This window comes from Herbaspirillum sp. SJZ099, assembly GCF_007828355.1.
In the GTDB taxonomy this organism is placed as follows: domain Bacteria; phylum Pseudomonadota; class Gammaproteobacteria; order Burkholderiales; family Burkholderiaceae_D; genus Herbaspirillum.
In genome coordinates, this window is the sequence record NZ_VIUO01000012.1 from 82,786 (window position 1) to 101,512 (window position 18,727).

Annotated in this window: 20 protein-coding genes; 14 read left to right on the forward strand and 6 right to left on the reverse strand. The window is 63.5% G+C overall.

Going from position 1 to position 18,727, the window contains the following annotated elements; genetic code table 11:
- Positions 1-84 precede the first annotated feature (84 nt).
- The 3 genes from FB597_RS18900 to FB597_RS18910 all read left to right on the forward strand — a co-directional run bounded on the left by FB597_RS18900 (position 85) and on the right by FB597_RS18910 (position 3,597).
- Positions 85-1,203 (forward strand): sigma-54-dependent Fis family transcriptional regulator, encoded by a 1,119-nt coding sequence (locus FB597_RS18900; protein WP_144770380.1) that lies wholly within the window; start codon positions 85-87, stop codon positions 1,201-1,203.
- Positions 1,204-1,357: 154 nt separating this feature from the next.
- On the forward strand, positions 1,358-2,374 hold the full coding sequence (gene ilvC, locus FB597_RS18905) for a ketol-acid reductoisomerase (protein WP_141911472.1): 1,017 nt from the start codon (positions 1,358-1,360) through the stop codon (positions 2,372-2,374).
- Between the two features lie 578 nt (positions 2,375-2,952).
- Entirely contained in the window at positions 2,953-3,597 is a 645-nt protein-coding gene (locus tag FB597_RS18910) for a glutathione S-transferase (protein WP_144770381.1), read from the forward strand.
- Between the two features lie 49 nt (positions 3,598-3,646).
- Here the strand turns inward: FB597_RS18910 and FB597_RS18915 are convergent, their stop codons facing one another.
- Both FB597_RS18915 and FB597_RS18920 read right to left on the reverse strand, forming a co-directional pair.
- Positions 3,647-4,132, reverse strand: a complete 486-nt coding sequence (locus tag FB597_RS18915; RefSeq protein WP_141911477.1) for a glutathione peroxidase — start codon at positions 4,130-4,132, stop codon at positions 3,647-3,649.
- 48 nt (positions 4,133-4,180) lie between these two features.
- Positions 4,181-5,224, reverse strand: a complete 1,044-nt coding sequence (locus FB597_RS18920; RefSeq protein WP_144770382.1) for a type IV pilus twitching motility protein PilT — start codon at positions 5,222-5,224, stop codon at positions 4,181-4,183.
- A 75-nt stretch (positions 5,225-5,299) separates the two neighbouring features.
- On the opposite strand from FB597_RS18920, the gene FB597_RS18925 reads away from it, so the two are divergent.
- From FB597_RS18925 to FB597_RS18940, 4 genes are all read left to right on the forward strand, one after another.
- A complete protein-coding gene (locus FB597_RS18925) occupies positions 5,300-6,001 on the forward strand; it encodes a YggS family pyridoxal phosphate-dependent enzyme (RefSeq protein WP_144770383.1) in 702 nt (233 codons plus the stop codon).
- A 68-nt stretch (positions 6,002-6,069) separates the two neighbouring features.
- A complete protein-coding gene (proC, locus tag FB597_RS18930; protein WP_144770384.1) occupies positions 6,070-6,882 on the forward strand; it encodes a pyrroline-5-carboxylate reductase in 813 nt (270 codons plus the stop codon).
- Complete coding sequence (locus tag FB597_RS18935) at positions 6,882-7,622, forward strand: peptidoglycan DD-metalloendopeptidase family protein (protein WP_144770385.1); 741 nt, start codon at positions 6,882-6,884, stop codon at positions 7,620-7,622. The genes proC and FB597_RS18935 overlap by 1 nt, the downstream gene beginning before the upstream one ends.
- Before the next feature lie 17 nt (positions 7,623-7,639).
- Positions 7,640-7,867 (forward strand): hypothetical protein, encoded by a 228-nt coding sequence (locus FB597_RS18940; protein WP_144770386.1) that lies wholly within the window; start codon positions 7,640-7,642, stop codon positions 7,865-7,867.
- A 384-nt stretch (positions 7,868-8,251) separates the two neighbouring features.
- Here the strand turns inward: FB597_RS18940 and FB597_RS18945 are convergent, their stop codons facing one another.
- Together FB597_RS18945 and ubiA are read right to left on the reverse strand one after the other, a co-directional pair.
- Positions 8,252-8,911 (reverse strand): thiopurine S-methyltransferase, encoded by a 660-nt coding sequence (locus tag FB597_RS18945; protein WP_141911490.1) that lies wholly within the window; start codon positions 8,909-8,911, stop codon positions 8,252-8,254.
- A 47-nt stretch (positions 8,912-8,958) separates the two neighbouring features.
- A complete protein-coding gene (gene ubiA / locus FB597_RS18950) occupies positions 8,959-9,813 on the reverse strand; it encodes a 4-hydroxybenzoate octaprenyltransferase (protein WP_144770387.1) in 855 nt (284 codons plus the stop codon).
- A 249-nt stretch (positions 9,814-10,062) separates the two neighbouring features.
- On the opposite strand from ubiA, the gene ugpB reads away from it, so the two are divergent.
- From ugpB to FB597_RS18970, 4 genes are all read left to right on the forward strand, one after another.
- A complete protein-coding gene (gene ugpB / locus FB597_RS18955; RefSeq protein WP_370454732.1) occupies positions 10,063-11,382 on the forward strand; it encodes a sn-glycerol-3-phosphate ABC transporter substrate-binding protein UgpB in 1,320 nt (439 codons plus the stop codon).
- A 134-nt stretch (positions 11,383-11,516) separates the two neighbouring features.
- Complete coding sequence (ugpA, locus tag FB597_RS18960; RefSeq protein WP_141911495.1) at positions 11,517-12,401, forward strand: sn-glycerol-3-phosphate ABC transporter permease UgpA; 885 nt, start codon at positions 11,517-11,519, stop codon at positions 12,399-12,401.
- Positions 12,398-13,249 (forward strand): sn-glycerol-3-phosphate ABC transporter permease UgpE, encoded by an 852-nt coding sequence (gene ugpE / locus FB597_RS18965; protein ID WP_141911498.1) that lies wholly within the window; start codon positions 12,398-12,400, stop codon positions 13,247-13,249. The genes ugpA and ugpE overlap by 4 nt, the downstream gene beginning before the upstream one ends.
- 17 nt (positions 13,250-13,266) lie before the next feature.
- Positions 13,267-14,355: a sn-glycerol-3-phosphate import ATP-binding protein UgpC gene (locus tag FB597_RS18970; RefSeq protein ID WP_141911501.1), complete on the forward strand. Its 1,089-nt coding sequence runs from the start codon at positions 13,267-13,269 to the stop codon at positions 14,353-14,355.
- 148 nt (positions 14,356-14,503) lie between these two features.
- Here the strand turns inward: FB597_RS18970 and FB597_RS18975 are convergent, their stop codons facing one another.
- A complete protein-coding gene (locus tag FB597_RS18975; protein ID WP_141911503.1) occupies positions 14,504-15,451 on the reverse strand; it encodes a LysR substrate-binding domain-containing protein in 948 nt (315 codons plus the stop codon).
- A gap of 195 nt (positions 15,452-15,646) precedes the next feature.
- Between FB597_RS18975 and ppk2 the strand changes: the two genes are divergently transcribed.
- Positions 15,647-16,558 carry a polyphosphate kinase 2 gene (ppk2, locus tag FB597_RS18980; protein WP_141911505.1) on the forward strand — a complete coding sequence of 304 codons (912 nt, stop codon included), beginning with the start codon at positions 15,647-15,649 and terminating at the stop codon, positions 16,556-16,558.
- A gap of 103 nt (positions 16,559-16,661) precedes the next feature.
- Here ppk2 and FB597_RS18985 read toward each other — a convergent pair whose 3' ends face one another.
- Positions 16,662-17,204, reverse strand: coding sequence for a hypothetical protein (locus tag FB597_RS18985; RefSeq protein ID WP_141911508.1), 543 nt, complete (start codon positions 17,202-17,204; stop codon positions 16,662-16,664).
- 55 nt (positions 17,205-17,259) lie between these two features.
- On the opposite strand from FB597_RS18985, the gene FB597_RS20350 reads away from it, so the two are divergent.
- Both FB597_RS20350 and FB597_RS18990 read left to right on the forward strand, forming a co-directional pair.
- A complete protein-coding gene (locus tag FB597_RS20350; protein ID WP_183405779.1) occupies positions 17,260-17,433 on the forward strand; it encodes a hypothetical protein in 174 nt (57 codons plus the stop codon).
- Between the two features lie 118 nt (positions 17,434-17,551).
- A complete protein-coding gene (locus tag FB597_RS18990) occupies positions 17,552-18,709 on the forward strand; it encodes a metallophosphoesterase (RefSeq protein ID WP_141911511.1) in 1,158 nt (385 codons plus the stop codon).
- Positions 18,710-18,727: the final 18 nt, after the last annotated feature.

Consider the following 18,727-nt stretch of genomic DNA (forward strand, 5'->3'; position numbering starts at 1 on the left):
CGATCGCCTCAGTGCGATCGTCAGGCGTCACAAGCGCCGTCGCCGTAGATAAGAAGAAAAAGCAGTTCAAGACAGGAGACAATCATGCCGACACAAACGGTAGCGTTACCTTTGGCAAAAAACGACGTCAGAACAGCTCGTTCGAATTCCCCCCGTTATCGTTCAATCGACCAGCTCACCGGCGGCGATCCGGCCATGCTCGACCTGGTCGAGCGCGGCAAGCGCCTGATCGATCGCGGCATTCCCGTTCTTATCCTCGGCGAGACCGGCACCGGCAAGGAATACCTGTCGCGCGCCCTGCATGAATACAGCGAGCGCCGCCGGGCCGCCTGGGTGGCGGTCAATTGCGCTTCCATTCCCGAGAGCCTGGCCGAGAGCGAACTGTTCGGTTATTGCAAGGGCGCCTTTTCCGGCGCGCTGCCGGGCGGCATGAAAGGCCGGGTGCAGCAGGCCGACGGCGGCACGCTGTTCCTGGACGAGATCGGCGACATGCCGTTTGCGTTGCAGACGCGCCTGTTGCGCGTGCTCTCCGAGCGCGAAGTGATCCCGCTGGGCGCGCCGCATCCGGTGCCGGTGGATGTGCAACTGATCTGCGCCACGCACCAGGACCTGAAGACGCTGATCGCCGAAGGGCGTTTCCGCGAAGACCTTTACTACCGCATCGCCGGCGGCGTGCTGCGCCTGCCGGCGTTGCGCGAGCGCGCCGACCGCCGCCGCCTGATCATGCAGATGATCGCCGACGAGCTGGGCGGCGAGGCCGGCGAACACGTGATCGCGCCGGCCGCCTTGCAGCGCATGCTGGCTTATCCGTGGCCGGGTAACCTGCGCCAGATGCATGCGGTGATCCGCTACAGCTGTGCGGTGATGAATGACGGGCGCATCGAAGTGCGCGATTTGCCCGAAGAACTGATGCAATTCACGGCGGCGAATTTGACCCAGATCGTGGGCCATACCGGCCTCGCCGCCAATGTCCGTCCCATCGTGCCACAAGCCGATGCGGCGGCGTTTCCCTCCCGCCAATCAGGCGACCTGCTCCGGGATGAGCGCACGCGCGTTATCGATGCGCTGGTCGGCAGCCGCTGGAACATCTCCGCCGCCTCGCGGCAACTGGGGATGTGCCGCGCCTCGCTGTATCGCAAGTTGCGCCAATTGGATATTCCGCATGTGCGCGACCAGGCGATGCCGGCGTATGCCGTCGCCTGAACCGGCATGGCGCGCGCAAGCCGGGGAGCTTGCGCACGCTGTCGGATACGTTTGAATCAAGAGGGAACCTCGCCGCATCCGCCGGCGCGGCAGACCACCGTAACCAATAAAGTCCGGGCAGGCGCCCGGCTTATCCATTTCGCTTAGGAAGACCATGAAAGTTTTTTACGACAAAGACGCAGACCTGTCCCTGATCAAGAACAAGAACGTGACCATCATCGGTTACGGTTCGCAAGGCCACGCGCACGCGCTGAACCTGAAGGATTCGGGCTGCAAGGTCACCGTGGGCCTGCGCAAGGGCGGCGCCTCGTGGAGCAAGGCCGAGAAGGCCGGCCTGAAGGTGGCGGAAGTCAACGACGCGGTCAAGGAAGCCGACGTCATCATGATCCTGCTGCCGGACGAGAACATCGGCCAGGTCTATGCCGAAAACGTCGCGCCGTACGCCAAGCAGGGCGCCACCGTGGCGTTCGCGCACGGCTTCAACATCCACTACGGCCAGGTTGTGCCGCGCGCCGACCTGGACGTGATCATGATCGCCCCCAAGGCCCCCGGCCACACCGTGCGTTCGACCTACAGCCAGGGCGGCGGCGTGCCGCACCTGATCGCGGTGTACCAGGACAAGTCGGGCACCGCGCGTGACGTGGCCCTGTCGTACGCCACCGCCAACGGCGGCGGCCGCGCCGGCATCATCGAAACCAACTTCCGCGAAGAGACAGAAACCGACCTGTTCGGCGAACAGGCCGTGCTGTGCGGCGGCACCGTGGAACTGATCAAGGCCGGTTTCGAAACGCTGGTGGAAGCCGGCTACGCGCCGGAAATGGCCTACTTCGAATGCTTGCACGAACTGAAGCTGATCGTCGACCTGATCTACGAAGGCGGCATCGCCAACATGAACTACTCGATCTCGAACAATGCAGAGTACGGCGAATACGTGACCGGCCCGCGCATCATCAATGAAGAGAGCAAGAAGGTCATGAAGCAAGTGCTGACCGACATCCAGACCGGCGAATACGCCAAGAGCTTCATCCTGGAAAACAAGGCGGGCGCGCCGACCCTGCTGTCGCGTCGTCGTATCAACGCCGAGCACCAGATTGAAGTTGTGGGCGAGAAGTTGCGCGCCATGATGCCCTGGATCAAGGCTAACAAACTGGTTGACCAGACTAAGAACTAATACCGGCTCTAATCGCGACCGGCGGCATCATGACAGGACGCGCTTGCAAGCGCGTCCTGGGCAGGCCGGCGCGAAGCGGTGCTTCGCGAAACCCCGGCCAGCCTGCCCTGGATCAAGGCTAACAAACTGGTTGACCAGACCAAGAACTAATACCGGCTCTAATCGCGACCGGCGGCATCATGACAGGACGCGCTTGCAAGCGCGCCCTGTCATGCCAACGAGCTGGTTTAGTCGCAAAAAGTAAAGGACGCTTCGGCGTTAATGCCGTTCAGTTAAACGCTGAACGGCATTTTTGTTTGTGCACTCCAGACTCCGTTCGCCCTGAGTAGCTGCGCAAGCAGCGTATCGAAGGGCAGGCAAGAGTGACCACGGTGACACGCTGGCTTCGATACGACCCTGGCGGGCCTACTCAGCCCGAACGGGGGCCGTGAAACTGGTCGGCCAGACCAAGAACTGATCAAGGGCTTTAATCACGGCCGGTAGCATCATGGCCTCACACAGTGCCCGTCTCGCACAAGTTGTGCTTGTATGCAGTAACATCGCCACTCCGGTTTTGTTTCCCATTTTTGGAGTGTTCCATGCAACTGATAGGCATGCTCGATTCGCCCTTCGTGCGTCGCGTCGCGATTTCCCTGCAACTGCTTGGCTTGCCGTTCGAGCACCAGTCGGTATCGGTTTTCCGTACCTTCGACCAGTTCCGCGACATCAACCCGGTGGTCAAGGCGCCGACGCTGATTTGCGACGATGGCGAGGTGCTGATGGACTCCACCCTGATCCTGGAATACGCCGAGGCGTTGTCGGCTTCGGTTTCCGGGCACAGCCTGGTGCCGTCCGATATTGCCGGCCTGCAGCGCTCGCTGCGCGTGACCGGCCTGGCCTTGGCGGCCAGCGAGAAAAGCGTACAAATCATTTACGAACATAACCTGCGTCCGGCGGAGAAGCTGCACCAGCCCTGGCTGGCGCGCGTGTCGGGCCAGTTGCTGGCCGCCTATGACGCGCTGGAAGCGGTCTTTGAAAAGCAGCAGGTCGCCGTCGCCAGCGCGACCATCGACCAGGCGGCGCTGACGACGGCGGTGGCCTGGCAATTCACGCAGAAGATGGTGCCCGATGTCGTGCCGGCGGAACGCTATCCGGCGTTGGCGGCGCTGTCGGCGGCGGCCGAGCAGTTGCCCGAATTCGCGGCCGCGCCGCATGGCGCAGGGACTTACCGCCAGCCCGCCTGAGGCGCGCTGGCGCGCTTGTTGTGCTTATTGTGATTGCGCTTATTCGCGCTTATTCGGCCAGCAGCTTCTCGATGTCGGACACCATTTCCTCCGGGCGGGTCTGCGGCGCGTAGCGCTTGTAGACGCTGCCGTCCTTGCGCACCAGGAACTTGGTGAAGTTCCATTTGATCGCCTTGCTGCCCAGCAGGCCGGGCGCTTCCTTCTTGAGGAACTTGAACAGCGGTGCGGCATTGTCGCCATTGACGTCGATCTTGGCGAACAGCGGAAAGCTCACGCCGTAGTTTTTCTCGCAGAAGGCGCCGATCTCCTCAGCGTTGCCCGGTTCCTGCGCACCGAACTGGTTGCAGGGAAAGGCCATCACCGCCAGGCCGCGTTCCTTGAACTGGCGGTGGATGTGTTCCAGCCCGTTGTATTGGGGGGTGAAGCCGCACTTGCTGGCTGTATTGGCGATCAGCATTACCTTCCCGCGCAGCTGTTCCAGCGGGAATTCGGTATCGTCAGCCAGTTTCGGCTGGAATTCGTAGACGGTTGTCATGGCAGCCCCTGAGTCTTTGCTGGGCGTATTTTAGCGTGAACCCCTTTCTCACAAGGGGAAATAATCGGGCGAGCGGGCGTGGCTGCGGGCCGTTTCCAGCGAGATGCGGTCGCGGTGCACCAGTTCGCCCATGCTGCCTTCCAGGGTTTGCATGCCCATGCCGGTGGCGGTCTGGATGGCCGAATACATTTGCGCGGTCTTGCCTTCGCGGATCAGGTTGCGGATCGCCGGGGTGCACACCATGATCTCGTGCGCCGCCACCCGGCCGTTGCCGTCGAGCGTCTTGAGCAGCGTTTGCGAAATCACCGCCTGCAGCGATTCGGCCAGCATGGCGCGCGCGCTTTCCTTTTCGCCGGCGGGGAAGGCGTCGACGATACGGTCCACGGTCTTGGCGGCCGAGGCGGTGTGCAGCGTGCCGAACACCAGATGGCCGGTTTCGGCGGCGGTCAGCGCCAGGCGGATGGTTTCGGCGTCGCGCAGTTCGCCTACCAGCAATACATCGGGATCCTCGCGCAGCGCCGCCCGCAGCGCATTGGCGAAGGAACGCGTATGCACGCCGACCTCGCGCTGGCTGACCAGCGAGCGGCGCGGTTCGTGGACGAACTCGATCGGATCCTCGATGGTGAGGATATGGGCCGCGCGATGTTCGTTGATGTGGTTGACCATGGCGGCGAGCGTGGTGCTCTTGCCCGAACCGGTCGGGCCGGTTACCAGCACCAGCCCGCGTGGGCGCGCTGCCAGGTCGGCGCAGATGGCCGGTGCGCCGGCACTGTCCAGGGTCGGGATCTGTTGCGGGATGTGCCGTATGGCGATGGCCGCGCCGCGCTGTTGCCGGAAGGCATTGATGCGGAACCGCCCCAGGGACTGGTGCTGGAACGAGAAATCGCATTCCAGCCGTTCGGCGTAGGCGCGCCGCTGTTCCTCGTTCATCAGCGACAGCAGCATCCCCTGCAGCAGTTCGTCTGACAGGGGGCTGAGATTGATGCGGCGAATGTCGCCATGCACGCGCAGCATGGGCGGCAAACCGGCCGACAGATGCAGGTCGGAAGCCTGGTTTCTGACGCCAAATGCCAGTAGTCCGGCAATGTCCATTTATAATCCTTGCAAGGAAAGCACTCAGCAATCTATTTATATTCCCCGCAGCCGAGCCCCTCCCGGCACCGGATTATGTCGCCAATCGCCAAAAACTTGCAACACGTGCAATGCCAGATCGCAGTCTCCGCGGAACGCGCGCATCGCACACCGTCATCGATACAATTGCTGGCCGTCTCCAAGACCTTCGGCGCCGATGCGGTGATGGCGGCGGTGCAGGTGGGGCAACTGGCCTTCGGCGAGAATTATCTGCAGGAAGCGCTGGAGAAGATCGCCGCGATGAAAGCGCTGGCGCCGGCGGCGCAGCTGCAGTGGCATTTCATCGGCCCGATCCAGAGCAACAAGACCCGGTCGATAGCCGAGAGCTTCGACTGGGTGCATTCGGTGGACCGCGAAAAGATCGCCCGCCGGCTGTCGGAACAGCGCCCGCCGGAACTGGGGGCGCTCAACATCTGTCTGCAGGTCAACATCAGCGGCGAGCCGAGCAAGAGCGGCCTGGCGCCGGAAGAACTGCCCGCGGTCGCGGCGCAGGTGGCGGCATTGCCCAACCTGGCGCTGCGCGGGCTGATGGCGATCCCCGCGCCCAGCGGCGACGTCGCGCGCCAGCGCGCGGCCTTCGCCGCGGTGCGCGGCCTGTATGAGTCGCTGCGCGCCGCTGGCTTGCCGCTGGACACGCTGTCGATGGGCATGTCGGCGGACCTGGAAGCGGCGGTGGCCGAAGGGGCCACCATCGTGCGTATCGGCAGCGCCATCTTCGGTGCGCGCAACTACGTGTAAGCGGCGTTACGGGGCACCTGCATTTTTTATTGGAACAGCGCTTTACGGCGACGACACAAGGAGTGGAAGTGAAGATAGCGTTTATTGGTGGCGGCAACATGGCGACCGCCTTGATCGGCGGATTGGTCGGCAAGGTGGCAGAGCCGCAGAATATCCACGTGGTGGACCTCAATGCCGATTCGCTGCAGGCGCTGCAGGGCAAGTTCGGCGTCACTACAGCCACCGCCATCGATGGCGCGGTGGCCTCCTGCGACGTGGTGGTGCTGGCAGTCAAGCCGCAGCAGATCCATGACGTGGTGGCTACCCTGAAACCCTTCATCGGCGCGCAGCTGGTGCTGAGCATTGCCGCCGGCATCCGCATTGCCGACATGTCGCGCTGGCTGGATGGCTACCAGGCCATTGTGCGCGCCATGCCCAACACGCCGGCGCTGATCGGTCGCGGCATCACCGGCGTGGCGGCCAGGCAGGAAGTGTCGACGTTGCAGCGCGCCCAGGCCGACTCGATTCTCAAGGCGGTCGGCGAAACACTGTGGGTGTCGTCCGAAGAGCAGCTCGACGCGGTCACCGCGATTTCCGGCAGCGGCCCGGCCTACGTCTTCTACTTTCTTGAGGCGATGGAAAAGGCGGCCGCCGAACTGGGCCTGTCGCCGGTCGATGGCATGCAACTGGCCAAGGTCACGTTCGAAGGCGCGACCGAGCTGGCGCGCCGCTCCGACGAACCGGTGGCCACCTTGCGCGAACGCGTAACCTCCAAGGGCGGCACCACTTACGCCGCGCTGGTGTCGATGGAGCAGGCCGGCGTCAAGGATTCCATCGTCACCGCGCTCAAGGCCGCCGCCGCCCGCAGCAAGGAACTTGGCGACGAATTCGGCAAGGCCTGATGAAGAGAATTGCAAGCATTATTGCGGCGCTGCCGCTGGCGGGCGCGCTGCTGCTGGCAGGTTGCGCCTCGACCGCCGACAGCGACGGCTATTACACCGTGCGCCGCGGCGACACCCTCTACAGCATCGGCCGCGACTTCGACCAGAACCCGTCCAACCTGGCCGCCTGGAACCGCCTGCGCAATCCCAACGACCTGGAAGTCGGCCAGCGCATCCTGGTGAAGCCGCCGACCGGGATTGTGGCGCGCACCGGCGCCGGCCAGACCAGCCGCGGCGCATCGCCGGCCCCGGCGCGCAAGGCCACGCCGGCCGCCAGGCCCGCGGCCAAAGCGGCGGCCAAGGGCAGCGACGACGATGCGCCGGTGCCAGCCGATGCCAAGCTTGACTGGATCTGGCCCACGCAGGGCAAGTCGGCGCCCAGCAGCGACAGCTACAAGAAGGGCATCGACATCGCCGGTAACGATGGCCAGGCAGTGGTGGCCGCCGCCGCCGGCAAGGTGACCTACGCCGGCCACGGCATCCGCGGCTATGGCAACATGGTGATCATCAAGCACACGCCTGCGTTGCTGTCGGTCTACGCGCACAACAAGAGCATCGCGGTCAAGGAAGGCCAGATGGTTGCGCGCGGCCAGCAGATCGCCGCGATGGGCAACAGCGACACCAGCAAGGTCAAGCTGTATTTCGAAATCCGCCGCAACGGCAAGCCGGTCAATGTGATGGCCTTGCTGCCGCCGCGCTGAACCGTTCAGGAATTGTCATGGCCAAGCTTGAAGAGATCGTCAGGAAGCAGAAGGCGGGGGCGACCTTTGTCATCAGCGCACAGATGCTGCAGTTGAGTCCGCGCGAGTTCGATGCGCTGGCGCAGGTGTGGGACGATGATGGCGGGCCCGGTTTCAATGTTGCCGGGACGCCGTTTCGGGTGGTGGTGGATGGGGAGTTTCTGATCAGTCGGGTGACTGTGGTTCGGACTACTGCTGAAGTGTGATGCTTTAATTTACTGCGTCGTATTAGATGTCTGAAGGTACTTAGGGGGTAGTCTGGTCTTGCTGCTGGTTGGTGCTCTGGCTTTAGTCTTTTCTTTCTTCGGTCGGAGGGGAGCGCCGGGGGCAGCCCGGCAGCCGCTTACTTTCTTTGGCCCGCCAAAGAAAGTAAGCAAAGAAAGGCGGCCCCTAAGTGCCAGCCCCTTCGGGGTTCCCGCCGGAGCGCGGTAAAAAATGGGCGAGGCAGAGTCGCTGCGCTCCGACTGCCTCGCTGATCCATTTTTTACCGCGCTCCGGCGGCTGGCCCGCAAGGGGGCAGCGTAACTGCCTCGCCTGCGGCATCGGGATTGGTACGGATGTTGTGCGGTCGTCGTTTCGCCGCGCTGTACTCAGTCCTTGCGCTGCAAGCGGTACACCACCGTATCCAGTTTTTTCAATCCGCGTTCGATGAACTTGGGCTCCTTCTCCAGGATGTCGCGGCGGTCGATTGCCTGCGCTTCCGTATGAGAGGCGTAAATCTCCAGGACTTCCTTTTCCGGCACCGAAAACGGCGGCCCATCCATTTGTTCCTGGGCGTATTCCAGCGTGATCAGGATGCTGCGCGCGCCGGTCGGGAGACGGCCGTAGACTTGTTCGGCGTAACGTGCGCGCATTTCCGGCGGCAGGGCGATCAGCGCTGCGCGGTCGTAGGCGCCGGCGCAGTTGGCCAGGGTGGCGTCATCGAGCCTGAAGATGTCGCCGCAGATGATTTCGATGGCGCCGGCCGAGTAATGGGTTCCTTGCGCGGATTCGCGTACTTGCGGCGATAGTTGGTTTTCGGCGAAGAATTGTTCGACCGCCAACTGCGACAGTTCTACGCCCAGCACCTTGTGGCCCTGTTCGGCCAGCCACAGCATGTCCAGCGACTTGCCGCATAGCGGCGCCAGCACCGTGCTGCCGGCCGGCAGCGCCAGCGTCGGCCAGTATTTCTGCAGCAGCGGCGTCACGCGCGACTGGTGAAAATGGGTGCGTCCCTCGCGCCAGCGTTCCAGCCAGAATTCTGCTTCCATCGTGTCTCCTCGTTATCGTCAATCCGCTGGCGTTGTCGTTTGCGTTGTCAGCGCAGCAGGTAATCCAGCGCCACGCCGGCGAAGATCGCCGCGCCCAGCCAGTTGTTGTTGTTGAAGGCGGCGAAGCAGCGCATGCGGTCGCGCTCGCGGATCAGCGTGTAGTGATAGACGGCGAAGCCGCAGGCGGCCAGCATGCCGGCCGAGAACCACAGGCCCAGGCCGTATTGCAGGCCTACCGCCCAGATCAGGGCCAGGGCGACGGCGTAGCACAGCATCACCGCCAGCACGTCATGGCGGCCGAAGGTGATGGCGGAGGTCTTGATGCCGATCTTGAGGTCGTCGTCGCGGTCGACCATGGCGTATTCGGTGTCGTAGGCCACCGCCCAGAATACATTGGCGACCAGCAGCACCCAGGCCGCCGGCGGCACGTCGCCGGTCACCGAGGCGAAGCCCATGGGAATGCCGAAGCCGAAGGCGATGCCCAGGTAAGCCTGCGGGATCGCGAAGAAGCGCTTGAAGTAGGGGTAGGTGGCGGCGATGATGAGCGCGGCGACCGACAACTGCTTGGTCAGCGCGTTGAGCGGCAGGATCAGCAGGAACGACACCAACGCCAGCACGCCGGCCACCATCAGCGCTTCCCATGACTTGATCTTGCCGGCGGTCAGCGGGCGTTGCTCGGTGCGTTTCACAAAGCGGTCGAAGTCGCGGTCGGCGTAGTCGTTGATGGCGCAGCCGGCCGAGCGCATCAGTGCGGTGCCGACCACGTAGATGGCCAGCACGCCCAGCGCAGGAACGCCGCTCGATGCCAGCCACAAGGCGATCAGCGTGGGCCACAGCAGCAGCAGGATACCGATGGGTTTGTGTGCGCGCACCAGCAGCGCGTAAAGCTTGAGCCTGTTCATGCCTGGTCCGGAAAAGGAAAGCCGCATTATAAATCGCTGCCGTGGCGACTGCTTCCGGGCTGAGGGGCTGACGTGCGGCTGACAACGGATTCCCGCCGGGCAGAAAATGGTTGGGAAAAATATCTTATTGATCATTTTCTGCTGCATAGCGACATCGGTTTTCTTTGCGCAGCGCCTTGGCTGCCGTTAATGTAACGCGGCTGTCATGGAGCATTGTTAGCATCAAAACCCCTTTTCTGGAGGTCTCTGATGAAATTCAAAACACTGGTCGCGGCCGGCTTGCTGGCGACGATCGCCTCTTCCGCCTCTACTGCCTATGCCGCAACCGAAATCTCCTGGTGGCATTCGATGACCGGCGCCCTGGGCGAACGCGTCAATGCCCTGGCCGACGACTTCAACAAGAGCCAGTCCGACTACAAGGTGGTTCCGGTCTACAAGGGTACCTACGATGAGTCGATGGCTGCCGCCATCGCCGCCTACCGGGCCGGCAATGCGCCCGACATCCTGCAGGTATTCGAGGTCGGCACCGCCACCATGATCTACGCCCGCGGCGCGGTCAAGCCGGTGTATGAAGTCATGCACCAGGCCGGCGAGAAGTTCGACCAGAATGCCTACGTGCCGGCGGTGGCGGGTTACTACTCCACGCGCAAGGGCATGATGTCCTTCCCGTTCAATAGCTCCACCACCATCATGTTCTACAACAAGGACATGTTCGCCAAGGCCGGCCTCGATCCCGAGAAGCCGCCCGTGACCTGGCAGGAGTTCGTCGGCATGGCCGCCAAGATCAAGGCCAGCGGCGCATCGTGCGCATACACCACGACCTGGCAATCCTGGGTGCATTTGGAATCGTTTTCAACCTGGCACAACGTCGAGCTGGCATCGAAGAACAATGGCTTCGGCGGCCTCGATGCGCGCCTGAAGATGAATAGCCCGCTGCACGTGCGCCATATCGAAAACCTGGCGAACTGGGCCAAGCAAGGCTACTTCACCTATGCCGGCCGCAAGGACGAGGCCAACGCCAAGTTCAATGCCGGCGAGTGCGCGATGATCACCGGCTCCTCCTCCGCGTATGCCGATATTCGCAAGAACGCCAAGTTCAAGTTCGGCGTGGCTGCGCTGCCGTACTACAACGACGTGCCGGGCGCGCCGCAGAACACCGTCATCGGCGGCGCCTCGCTGTGGGTGATGGGCGGCAAGAAGGCGGATGAGTACAAGGGCGTGGCCAAGTTCTTCACCTATCTCTCCAAGCCGGAAGTGGCGGCCAAGTGGCACCAGGACACCGGCTACCTGCCGGTCACCAAGGCTGCCTACGAGCTGACCAAGCAGGCCGGTTTCTATGAACGCAACCCCGGCACCGATGTCGCGGCCAGGCAGATGATCGTCAAAACCACCGAGAAGTCGCGCGGCCTGCGCCTGGGCAATTACGCGCAGATCCGCACCGTGTTCGACGAGGAACTGGAAAACGTCTGGAGCGGCAAGAAGACCCCGAAGGACGCGCTGGACTCGGCCGTCAAGCGCGGCGACGAATTGCTGACGCGCTTCGAGCGGGCCAACAAGGGCAACCAGTAATACCGGCGTTGATTGCGCCGCCGGCCGCGCTGCCCATCGCGCACGCGCGGCCGGCGGCATCGCCCGTTCCGATGGGAGGGCGCGGCGCCGCCGGTTTGCGCTTTCCTGAACCTTTTTTCCTGGCCTGAACCAACGTGGAAAAACGCGCGCGATTCAAATCCAAGTGGCTGCCGTATCTGCTGGTCGCACCGCAGATCCTGGTCACCTTGCTGTTCTTCTTCTGGCCGGCGCTGCAGGCGCTGTACCAGTCCGTTCTCTTGCAGGACGCCTTCGGCGGCTATTCCGAATTCGTCTGGCTGGACAACTTCGCCGCCCTGTTCGGCGACCCGACCTATCTCGAATCCTTCCGCACCACGGCGGTATTTTCCCTGCTGGTGGCGTTTTTCGGCATGACGCTGTCGCTGTTGCTGGCGGTCTTCGCCGACCGCGTCACCCGCGGCGCGTCGATCTATAAAACCTTCCTGATCTGGCCCTATGCGGTGTCGCCGGTGGTGGTGGGGGTGCTGTGGATGTTCCTGCTGAGTCCTTCGCTGGGCGTGTTGTCGCACCTGCTGGGGCGGCTCGGCATCGGCTGGGACTATATGATCAACGGCCGCCACGCGATGATCCTGATCGTGATCGCCGCCGTGTGGAAGCAGATCAGCTACAACTTCCTGTTCTTCCTGGCCGGCCTCCAGTCGATCCCCAAGTCGCTCATCGAAGCGGCCGCTATCGATGGCGCCGGCCCGGTCAAGCGCTTCTTCACCATCGTGTTCCCGCTGATCTCGCCGACCACGTTCTTCCTGCTGGTGGTCAATGTGGTTTACGCCTTTTTCGACACCTTCGCCATCGTCGAAGCCACCACCCGCGGCGGCCCCGGCAAGGACACCGAGATCCTGGTCTACAAGGTGTTCTCGGACGGCTTCAAGGGCGGCGACCTGGGCAGCGCGGCGGCGCAGTCGGTGGTGCTCATGGCGGTGGTGATCCTGCTGACCGTGGTGCAGTTCAAATACGTTGAAAAGAAGGTCCAATACACATGATCGAGAGACGGCCAATCCTGGACGCGGTGAGCCACCTGGTGCTGATCCTGGGCGTGCTGGCGGTGGTGTTTCCGCTCTATGTCGCCTTCGTCGCCAGCACCCAGACCGCCGAGCAGTCGGCCATGTCGCCGATTTCGCTGGTGCCCGGCGGCGAGCTGCTCAACAACTACGGCACCGTGCTGTTCAAGGGCGCCTCCGGCCAGGTCATCGCGCCGCCGGTGATCAACATGCTGTGGGTCAGCCTGGTGACGGCGCTGGTGATCGCCGTGGGCAAGATCGCCATCTCCATGCTGTCGGCGTTCGCCATCGTGTATTTCCGTTTCCCCGGGCGCAACCTGTTCTTCTGGATGATTTTCGTCACGTTGATGCTGCCGGTGGAAGTGCGCATCACGCCGACCTACCAGGTGGTGTCCGACTTCGGCATGTTGAACAGCTACGCCGGCCTGACGGTGCCGCTGATCGCCTCGGCCACCGCCACTTTCCTGTTCCGCCAGTTCTTCCTGACCGTGCCCGACGAGCTGGCCGAGGCCGCCCGCATCGACGGCGCCGGGCCGCTGCGCTTCCTCAAGGACGTGTTGTGGCCGCTGTCGCGCACCAACGTGATCGCGCTGTTCGTGATCATGTTCATCTACGGCTGGAACCAGTACCTGTGGCCGCTGATGATCGCCACGCAACAGGACATGTACCCGATCGGCATCGGCATCAAGACCCTGATCTCCGGCGGCGATTCGGCCGTCGAGTGGAACATGGTGATGGCCACCATGATGCTGGCCATGCTGCCGCCCGGGCTGATCGTGGTGGTGATGCAGAAATGGTTCGTCAAGGGCCTGGTCGATTCCGAGAAATAATCCTACGCAGGGCGAATATGGCAGCGATCCATCTCAAGCAAGTCCGCAAGACCTATGGCCGCGGCGCCAAGGCGGTCGACGTCATCCACGGCATCGATGCCGAGATTGCCGACGGCGAATTCATCGTCATGGTCGGCCCCTCCGGCTGCGGCAAGTCCACGCTGCTGCGCATGGTGGCCGGCCTGGAAGAAGTCAGCGGCGGCCAGATCGTCATCGGCGATCGCGTGGTCAACGAACTGGAACCCAAGGAGCGCGACATCGCCATGGTGTTCCAGAACTACGCACTGTATCCGCACATGAGCGTGTATGAAAACATGGCCTACGGCCTGAAGATCGCCGGCCTGCCCAAGGCCGAGATCGATGATCGCGTGCAGCGCGCGGCGGCCATTCTCGAACTGGGCGCCTTGCTGGAGCGCACGCCGCGCCAGCTCTCAGGCGGCCAGCGCCAGCGCGTGGCGATGGGCCGCGCCATCGTGCGCAAGCCCGCGGTATTCCTGTTCGACGAGCCGCTGTCCAACCTCGACGCCAAGCTGCGCGTGCAGATGCGGCTGGAGATCCAGAAACTGCATGCCTCGCTGCGCACCACCAGCCTGTACGTGACGCACGACCAGGTCGAGGCGATGACGCTGGGCCAGCGCATGATCGTCATGAACAAGGGGCGCGCCGAGCAGATCGGCACCCCGGCCGAAGTCTATGCGCGCCCGGCCACCACCTTCGTGGCGGGGTTCATCGGCTCGCCGCCGATGAACCTGTTGCGCGGCAAGCTGGCGGCCGACGGCGCGGCGTTCGAAGCCGAACAAGGCGGCGAGCGCGGTACGATCCGACTGCCGCAGCCGGCGGCCGCGGCGGGGCATGAGCGCATCTGGGGCGTGCGTCCCGAACACCTGTTGCCGGTGTTCGACGGTTCGCCCGCGCAGTTGGCGCTGGATGTGGAACTGGTCGAGGCGTTGGGCGCCGAGCTGCTGGTGCACGGGCGTTGCGGCGGGCAGCCGCTGGTGCTGCGCTGCCCGGCCCATCTCCGGGTCGCCGCCGGCCAGCGCATCGGCGCCGCGTTCGGCCCGGCCGATGTGCACTGGTTCGATGCGCAGACTACGCATCGCTTGTAAGCGCGCCGCGGGAGACGAAAAGCAAGCATGCCGTCCGTTCTGTTGAGAACTGGACGGTAGTTTTCCCTGCAGGCGGCAATCGGGCGCGAAAAAGGAATCCGGTCGGACCGTGTGGCTGGCCCAGGCCGAAGCGGCGGTGGGGGGAGTATCAGCCCGCGGCCAACTCCGTCTCGTGCAGCATATCCACGCCGCCGAGGTTGCAGGCGAACACCGCCTTTTGCACGGCGTCGATCGCCGCCTGGCGGGTGAAGCTCTTGCGCCAGGCGATCACCACGCGGCGCGACGGCGCCGGCGCGATGAAGGGCACGTAGCGCACCATGCCGTCGCGCGCGTTGAGGTCGGAAATAGAGGCCTTGGGCAACACGGTGATGCCGATGCCCGACGACACCATGTGGCGGATGGTTTCCAGCGAAGAACCCTCGAAGGTGCGGGCGATGCCGTCGCCGCTGGTCGAGAAGCGCGACATCTCGGGGCAGACTTCCAGCACCTGGTCGCGGAAGCAATGGCCGTTGCCCAGCAACAGCATGGTTTCGCTCTTGAGGTCGCGGGCGTCGATGGCCTTGCGGTCGGCCCATTTGTGGTGGCGCGGCAGGGCCACCACGAATTCCTCGTCGTACAGCGGCAGCACGTTCAGGCCGTGGTCGGGGAAGGGCAGGGCCATGATGGCCGCATCCAGTTCGCCCTGGCGCAGCAGCTCGATCAGGCGGGTGGTGAAATTCTCCTGCAGGATCAGCGGCATCTGCGGCACGGTCTCGATCATGGTCTTGACCAGCGAGGGCAGCAGGTAGGGGCCGATGGTATAGATGATGCCCAGGCGCAGCGGGCCCGACAGCGGGTCCTTGTTCTGGTTGGCGATTTCCTTGATGGCCGCGGTCTGTTCCAGCACCCGCTCGGCCTGCGCTACGATCTGCGCGCCCAGCGGCGTGACCGATACCTCGGTGCCGCCGCGTTCGAAGATCACCACGCCCAGTTCGTCTTCCAGCTTCTTGATGGCGACCGACAGCGTGGGCTGGGCCACGAAACAGGCTTCCGCCGCATGGCCGAAGTGCTTTTCGCGGGCGACCGCCACGATGTATTTGAGTTCTGTGAGTGTCATGCTGATAGGCTAAATCCGATTTCAAGGACTATAGCGTATTTTTGAACCGGAGGTTCCGCGCCGCATCAGGCGACGTGCAGGCGGCGCCTGCGGGCGCTGTCACGGCTTGGTCATAATCGGCAGGTATGTTGTCACGCACTTTACGGCGGACGGAAACGTCCGCCGATCATCGTTAATCTTGCTCAAAGGGAAACAATGGACAACGAAGAACTGGTCAAGCGCATTCACCGCGAACTGGCCGACAGCTATGACGAAGAGATGGAGCTGGAAATCGAAGACCGCACCGTCGACCCGGTAACCGGCGAGATTTCCAGCGCGCATGGCGACATCGAGAAGGATTATCGCCGCCGCTACTTCCGCGAACTGTTCCGCCTGCAGGGCGAGCTGGTCAAGCTGCAGGACTGGGTGGTGAAGACCGGGCACAAGGTGGTGATCGTGTTCGAAGGCCGCGACGCGGCCGGCAAGGGCGGCGTGATCAAGCGCATCACCCAGCGCCTCAACCCGCGGGTGGCGCGGGTGGCGGCGCTGCCCGCGCCCAACGACCGCGAGCGCACGCAATGGTATTTCCAGCGCTATGTATCGCACCTGCCGGCCGCCGGCGAGATCGTGCTGTTCGACCGCAGCTGGTACAACCGCGCCGGCGTCGAGCGCGTCATGGGCTTTTGCAACGACGAGCAGTACGAGGAATTCTTCCGTTCGGTGCCGGAGTTCGAGCGCATGCTCACGCGCGCCGGCATCCAGGTGATCAAGTACTGGTTTTCCATTACCGACGAGGAACAGCACCTGCGCTTCCTCTCCCGCATCCACGACCCATTGAAGCAATGGAAGCTCAGCCCGATGGACCTGGAGTCGCGCCGCCGCTGGGAGGAATACACCAAGGCCAAGGAAGTGATGCTGGAACGCACCCACATCCCCGAGGCGCCGTGGTGGGTGGTGCAGGCGGTGGACAAGAAGAAGGCGCGCCTGAACTGTATCCAGCACCTGCTGCAGCAGATGCCTTACCAGGAAGTGCCGCATGTCCCGGTGGTCCTGCCGGAGCGCGAGCGCCATGAAGACTACGAACGCCATCCGGTGCCGGACAACATGATCGTGCCCGAGTATTACTGAGCACTGCCTGGCGGGCATTGTCGACCGCGGCAGAAATGAAAATGGCCGGTGCATCGCACCGGTCATTTGTGTCTGTGAGGTAGTGAGGCTGAAGGAAAACGGATCAGCCGAAATGCTTTTCGATGATTTCCCCGAACGCCTGTTCGGCGGACATGCCCTTCAACATCAGCGCACTGATGTCGTCCGAATACTGGTTGATGCCTTCCGGCAGCATCTCGCGGTTGGCCTTGAAGTAGGCGTACTTCTCGCCGTCGATGGCTTCGCGCGCGCGTGCGGCCGCGGTCATCGGGCGGGCGCCGCCGGCGCTGCGGGCCGAGGCCGCGCGCGCCGAACGCGGCGTGCTGCTGCGCACGCCGCTGCCGCCGGTGGCGATGATGCGCTTGATCTGCTCCAGCGTGAAGATGGGCGTGACGTTGCCGGCGCCGAATTCGTCGTCTTCCGCGCGATGCAGATGATGGTTGCCGTCGAAGGCCATCTTCTTGTCGAAGCTGTTGATGACTTCGTAGTGCGGCTTTTGCACCGAACCGAACATGGAAAAATGCACGCGGTCGCCGTAGGCGGCCATCTGCCCGATGACGCCGTTGAGGAATTCAGGCTTGATGGCCTCGACGTTGCCATGCCAGCGCTTGGTTTTGCTTGAACTCAAAATAAATCTTCCAATGAGGCATGCGCGTCCTTGTATCGATGGGATCGATGCGGCGATGGCCGCCAAGGTCGCGCAAAATAAAAAAGCGGGGATCGAGACAATATTATCCTCCTCTGTTCGTCATCTTGCATGCCCGAGGCCGAATTTTTCTGCGCCGCCGGTCGGGGGAATCGGCGGCAATGCCATGCCGGGCAAGGGTTTGCAGGGGATTTGTGCGGTTTGTGGTTGAAATCTTGCCATCAGGACGCCATATCATCCTTTCGATGCAAGTATTTAATCGCGTTTTCCCGGCCACGCCGTCCCGGTGCTGAGCTTCAGCGCCTTTCCCCAACAACAAGAAAGCCCTCATGCGCCGTACCTACATTGGAGTCTTCGTGTTTCTCGGCATCCTCGCCGCCCTGCATGCATGGATAGGCTGGCAACTATTGCCCGCGCTGACCGGAGACGCCGGCTGGATCGCGGCCGGCGCCGTCGTGCTGGCCATGTCGTTCTTGCTGATGCCCGCCGCCCTGTTCGCGCCCATCCTGAAACGGCGCGGCATGGCCGAAGGCGCGGCCGACCGCCTGGCGTGGGCCGGCATGCTGGCCATGGGCGCTTTCTCCTCGGCGCTGCTGCTGACCGTGCTGCGCGCCATCGCACTGGCGCTGGCGCCGCTGCTGGAGCTGTCGGCCATCCACCTGCGCCAGCTCGACGTCGCTACCGCCTGGCTGGTGCTGGCGCTGGCCGCCGCCGCCACCGTGGTGGGCTTTCTCAACGCGCGCCGCACCGCGGCCGTGGTCAACGTCAGCGTGCCCATCGCCAACCTGCCGCCGCAGCTTGAGGGCTTCACCATCGTGCAGATCAGCGACATCCACGTCGGCCCCACCATCAAGCGCCCCTACCTGCAAGCCATCGTCGACAAGGTCAATGCGCTGCAGCCCGATGTGGTGGCCATCACCGGCGACCTGGTCGACGGCAGCGTGCGCCAGCTGGCATCGCATACCGAACCGTTGGCGCAGATCAGGGCGCGCCATGGCGCCTATTTCGTCACCGGCAACCATGAGTACTACTCGAACGCGCATGAATGGATAGAAGAAGTGCGCCGCCTCGGCCTGACCGTGCTGATGAACGAGCATGTGGTGCTCAGCCATGAAGGCGCCGGCCTGGTGCTGGCCGGCGTGACCGATTTCACCGCCCACCAGTTCGACCCGGCCCAGCGCAGCGACCCGCAGGCCGCCATTGAAAACGCTCCCGCCGGCAGTCCGCGCATCCTGCTGGCGCACCAGCCGCGCTCGGCGGCGGCCGCGGCCGAGGCCGGCTTCGACCTGCAACTGTCGGGCCACACCCACGGCGGCCAGTTCTTTCCCTGGAATTTTTTCGTGCCGCTGCAGCAACCCTATGTGGCCGGCCTGAACCGCCTGCACAAGCTGTGGATTTACGTTAGCCGCGGAACCGGCTACTGGGGGCCGCCCAAGCGGCTGCTGGCGCCTTCCGAAATCACGCGGGTGAGGCTGACGGCGGGTTGATCCCGCGCATCATCGACA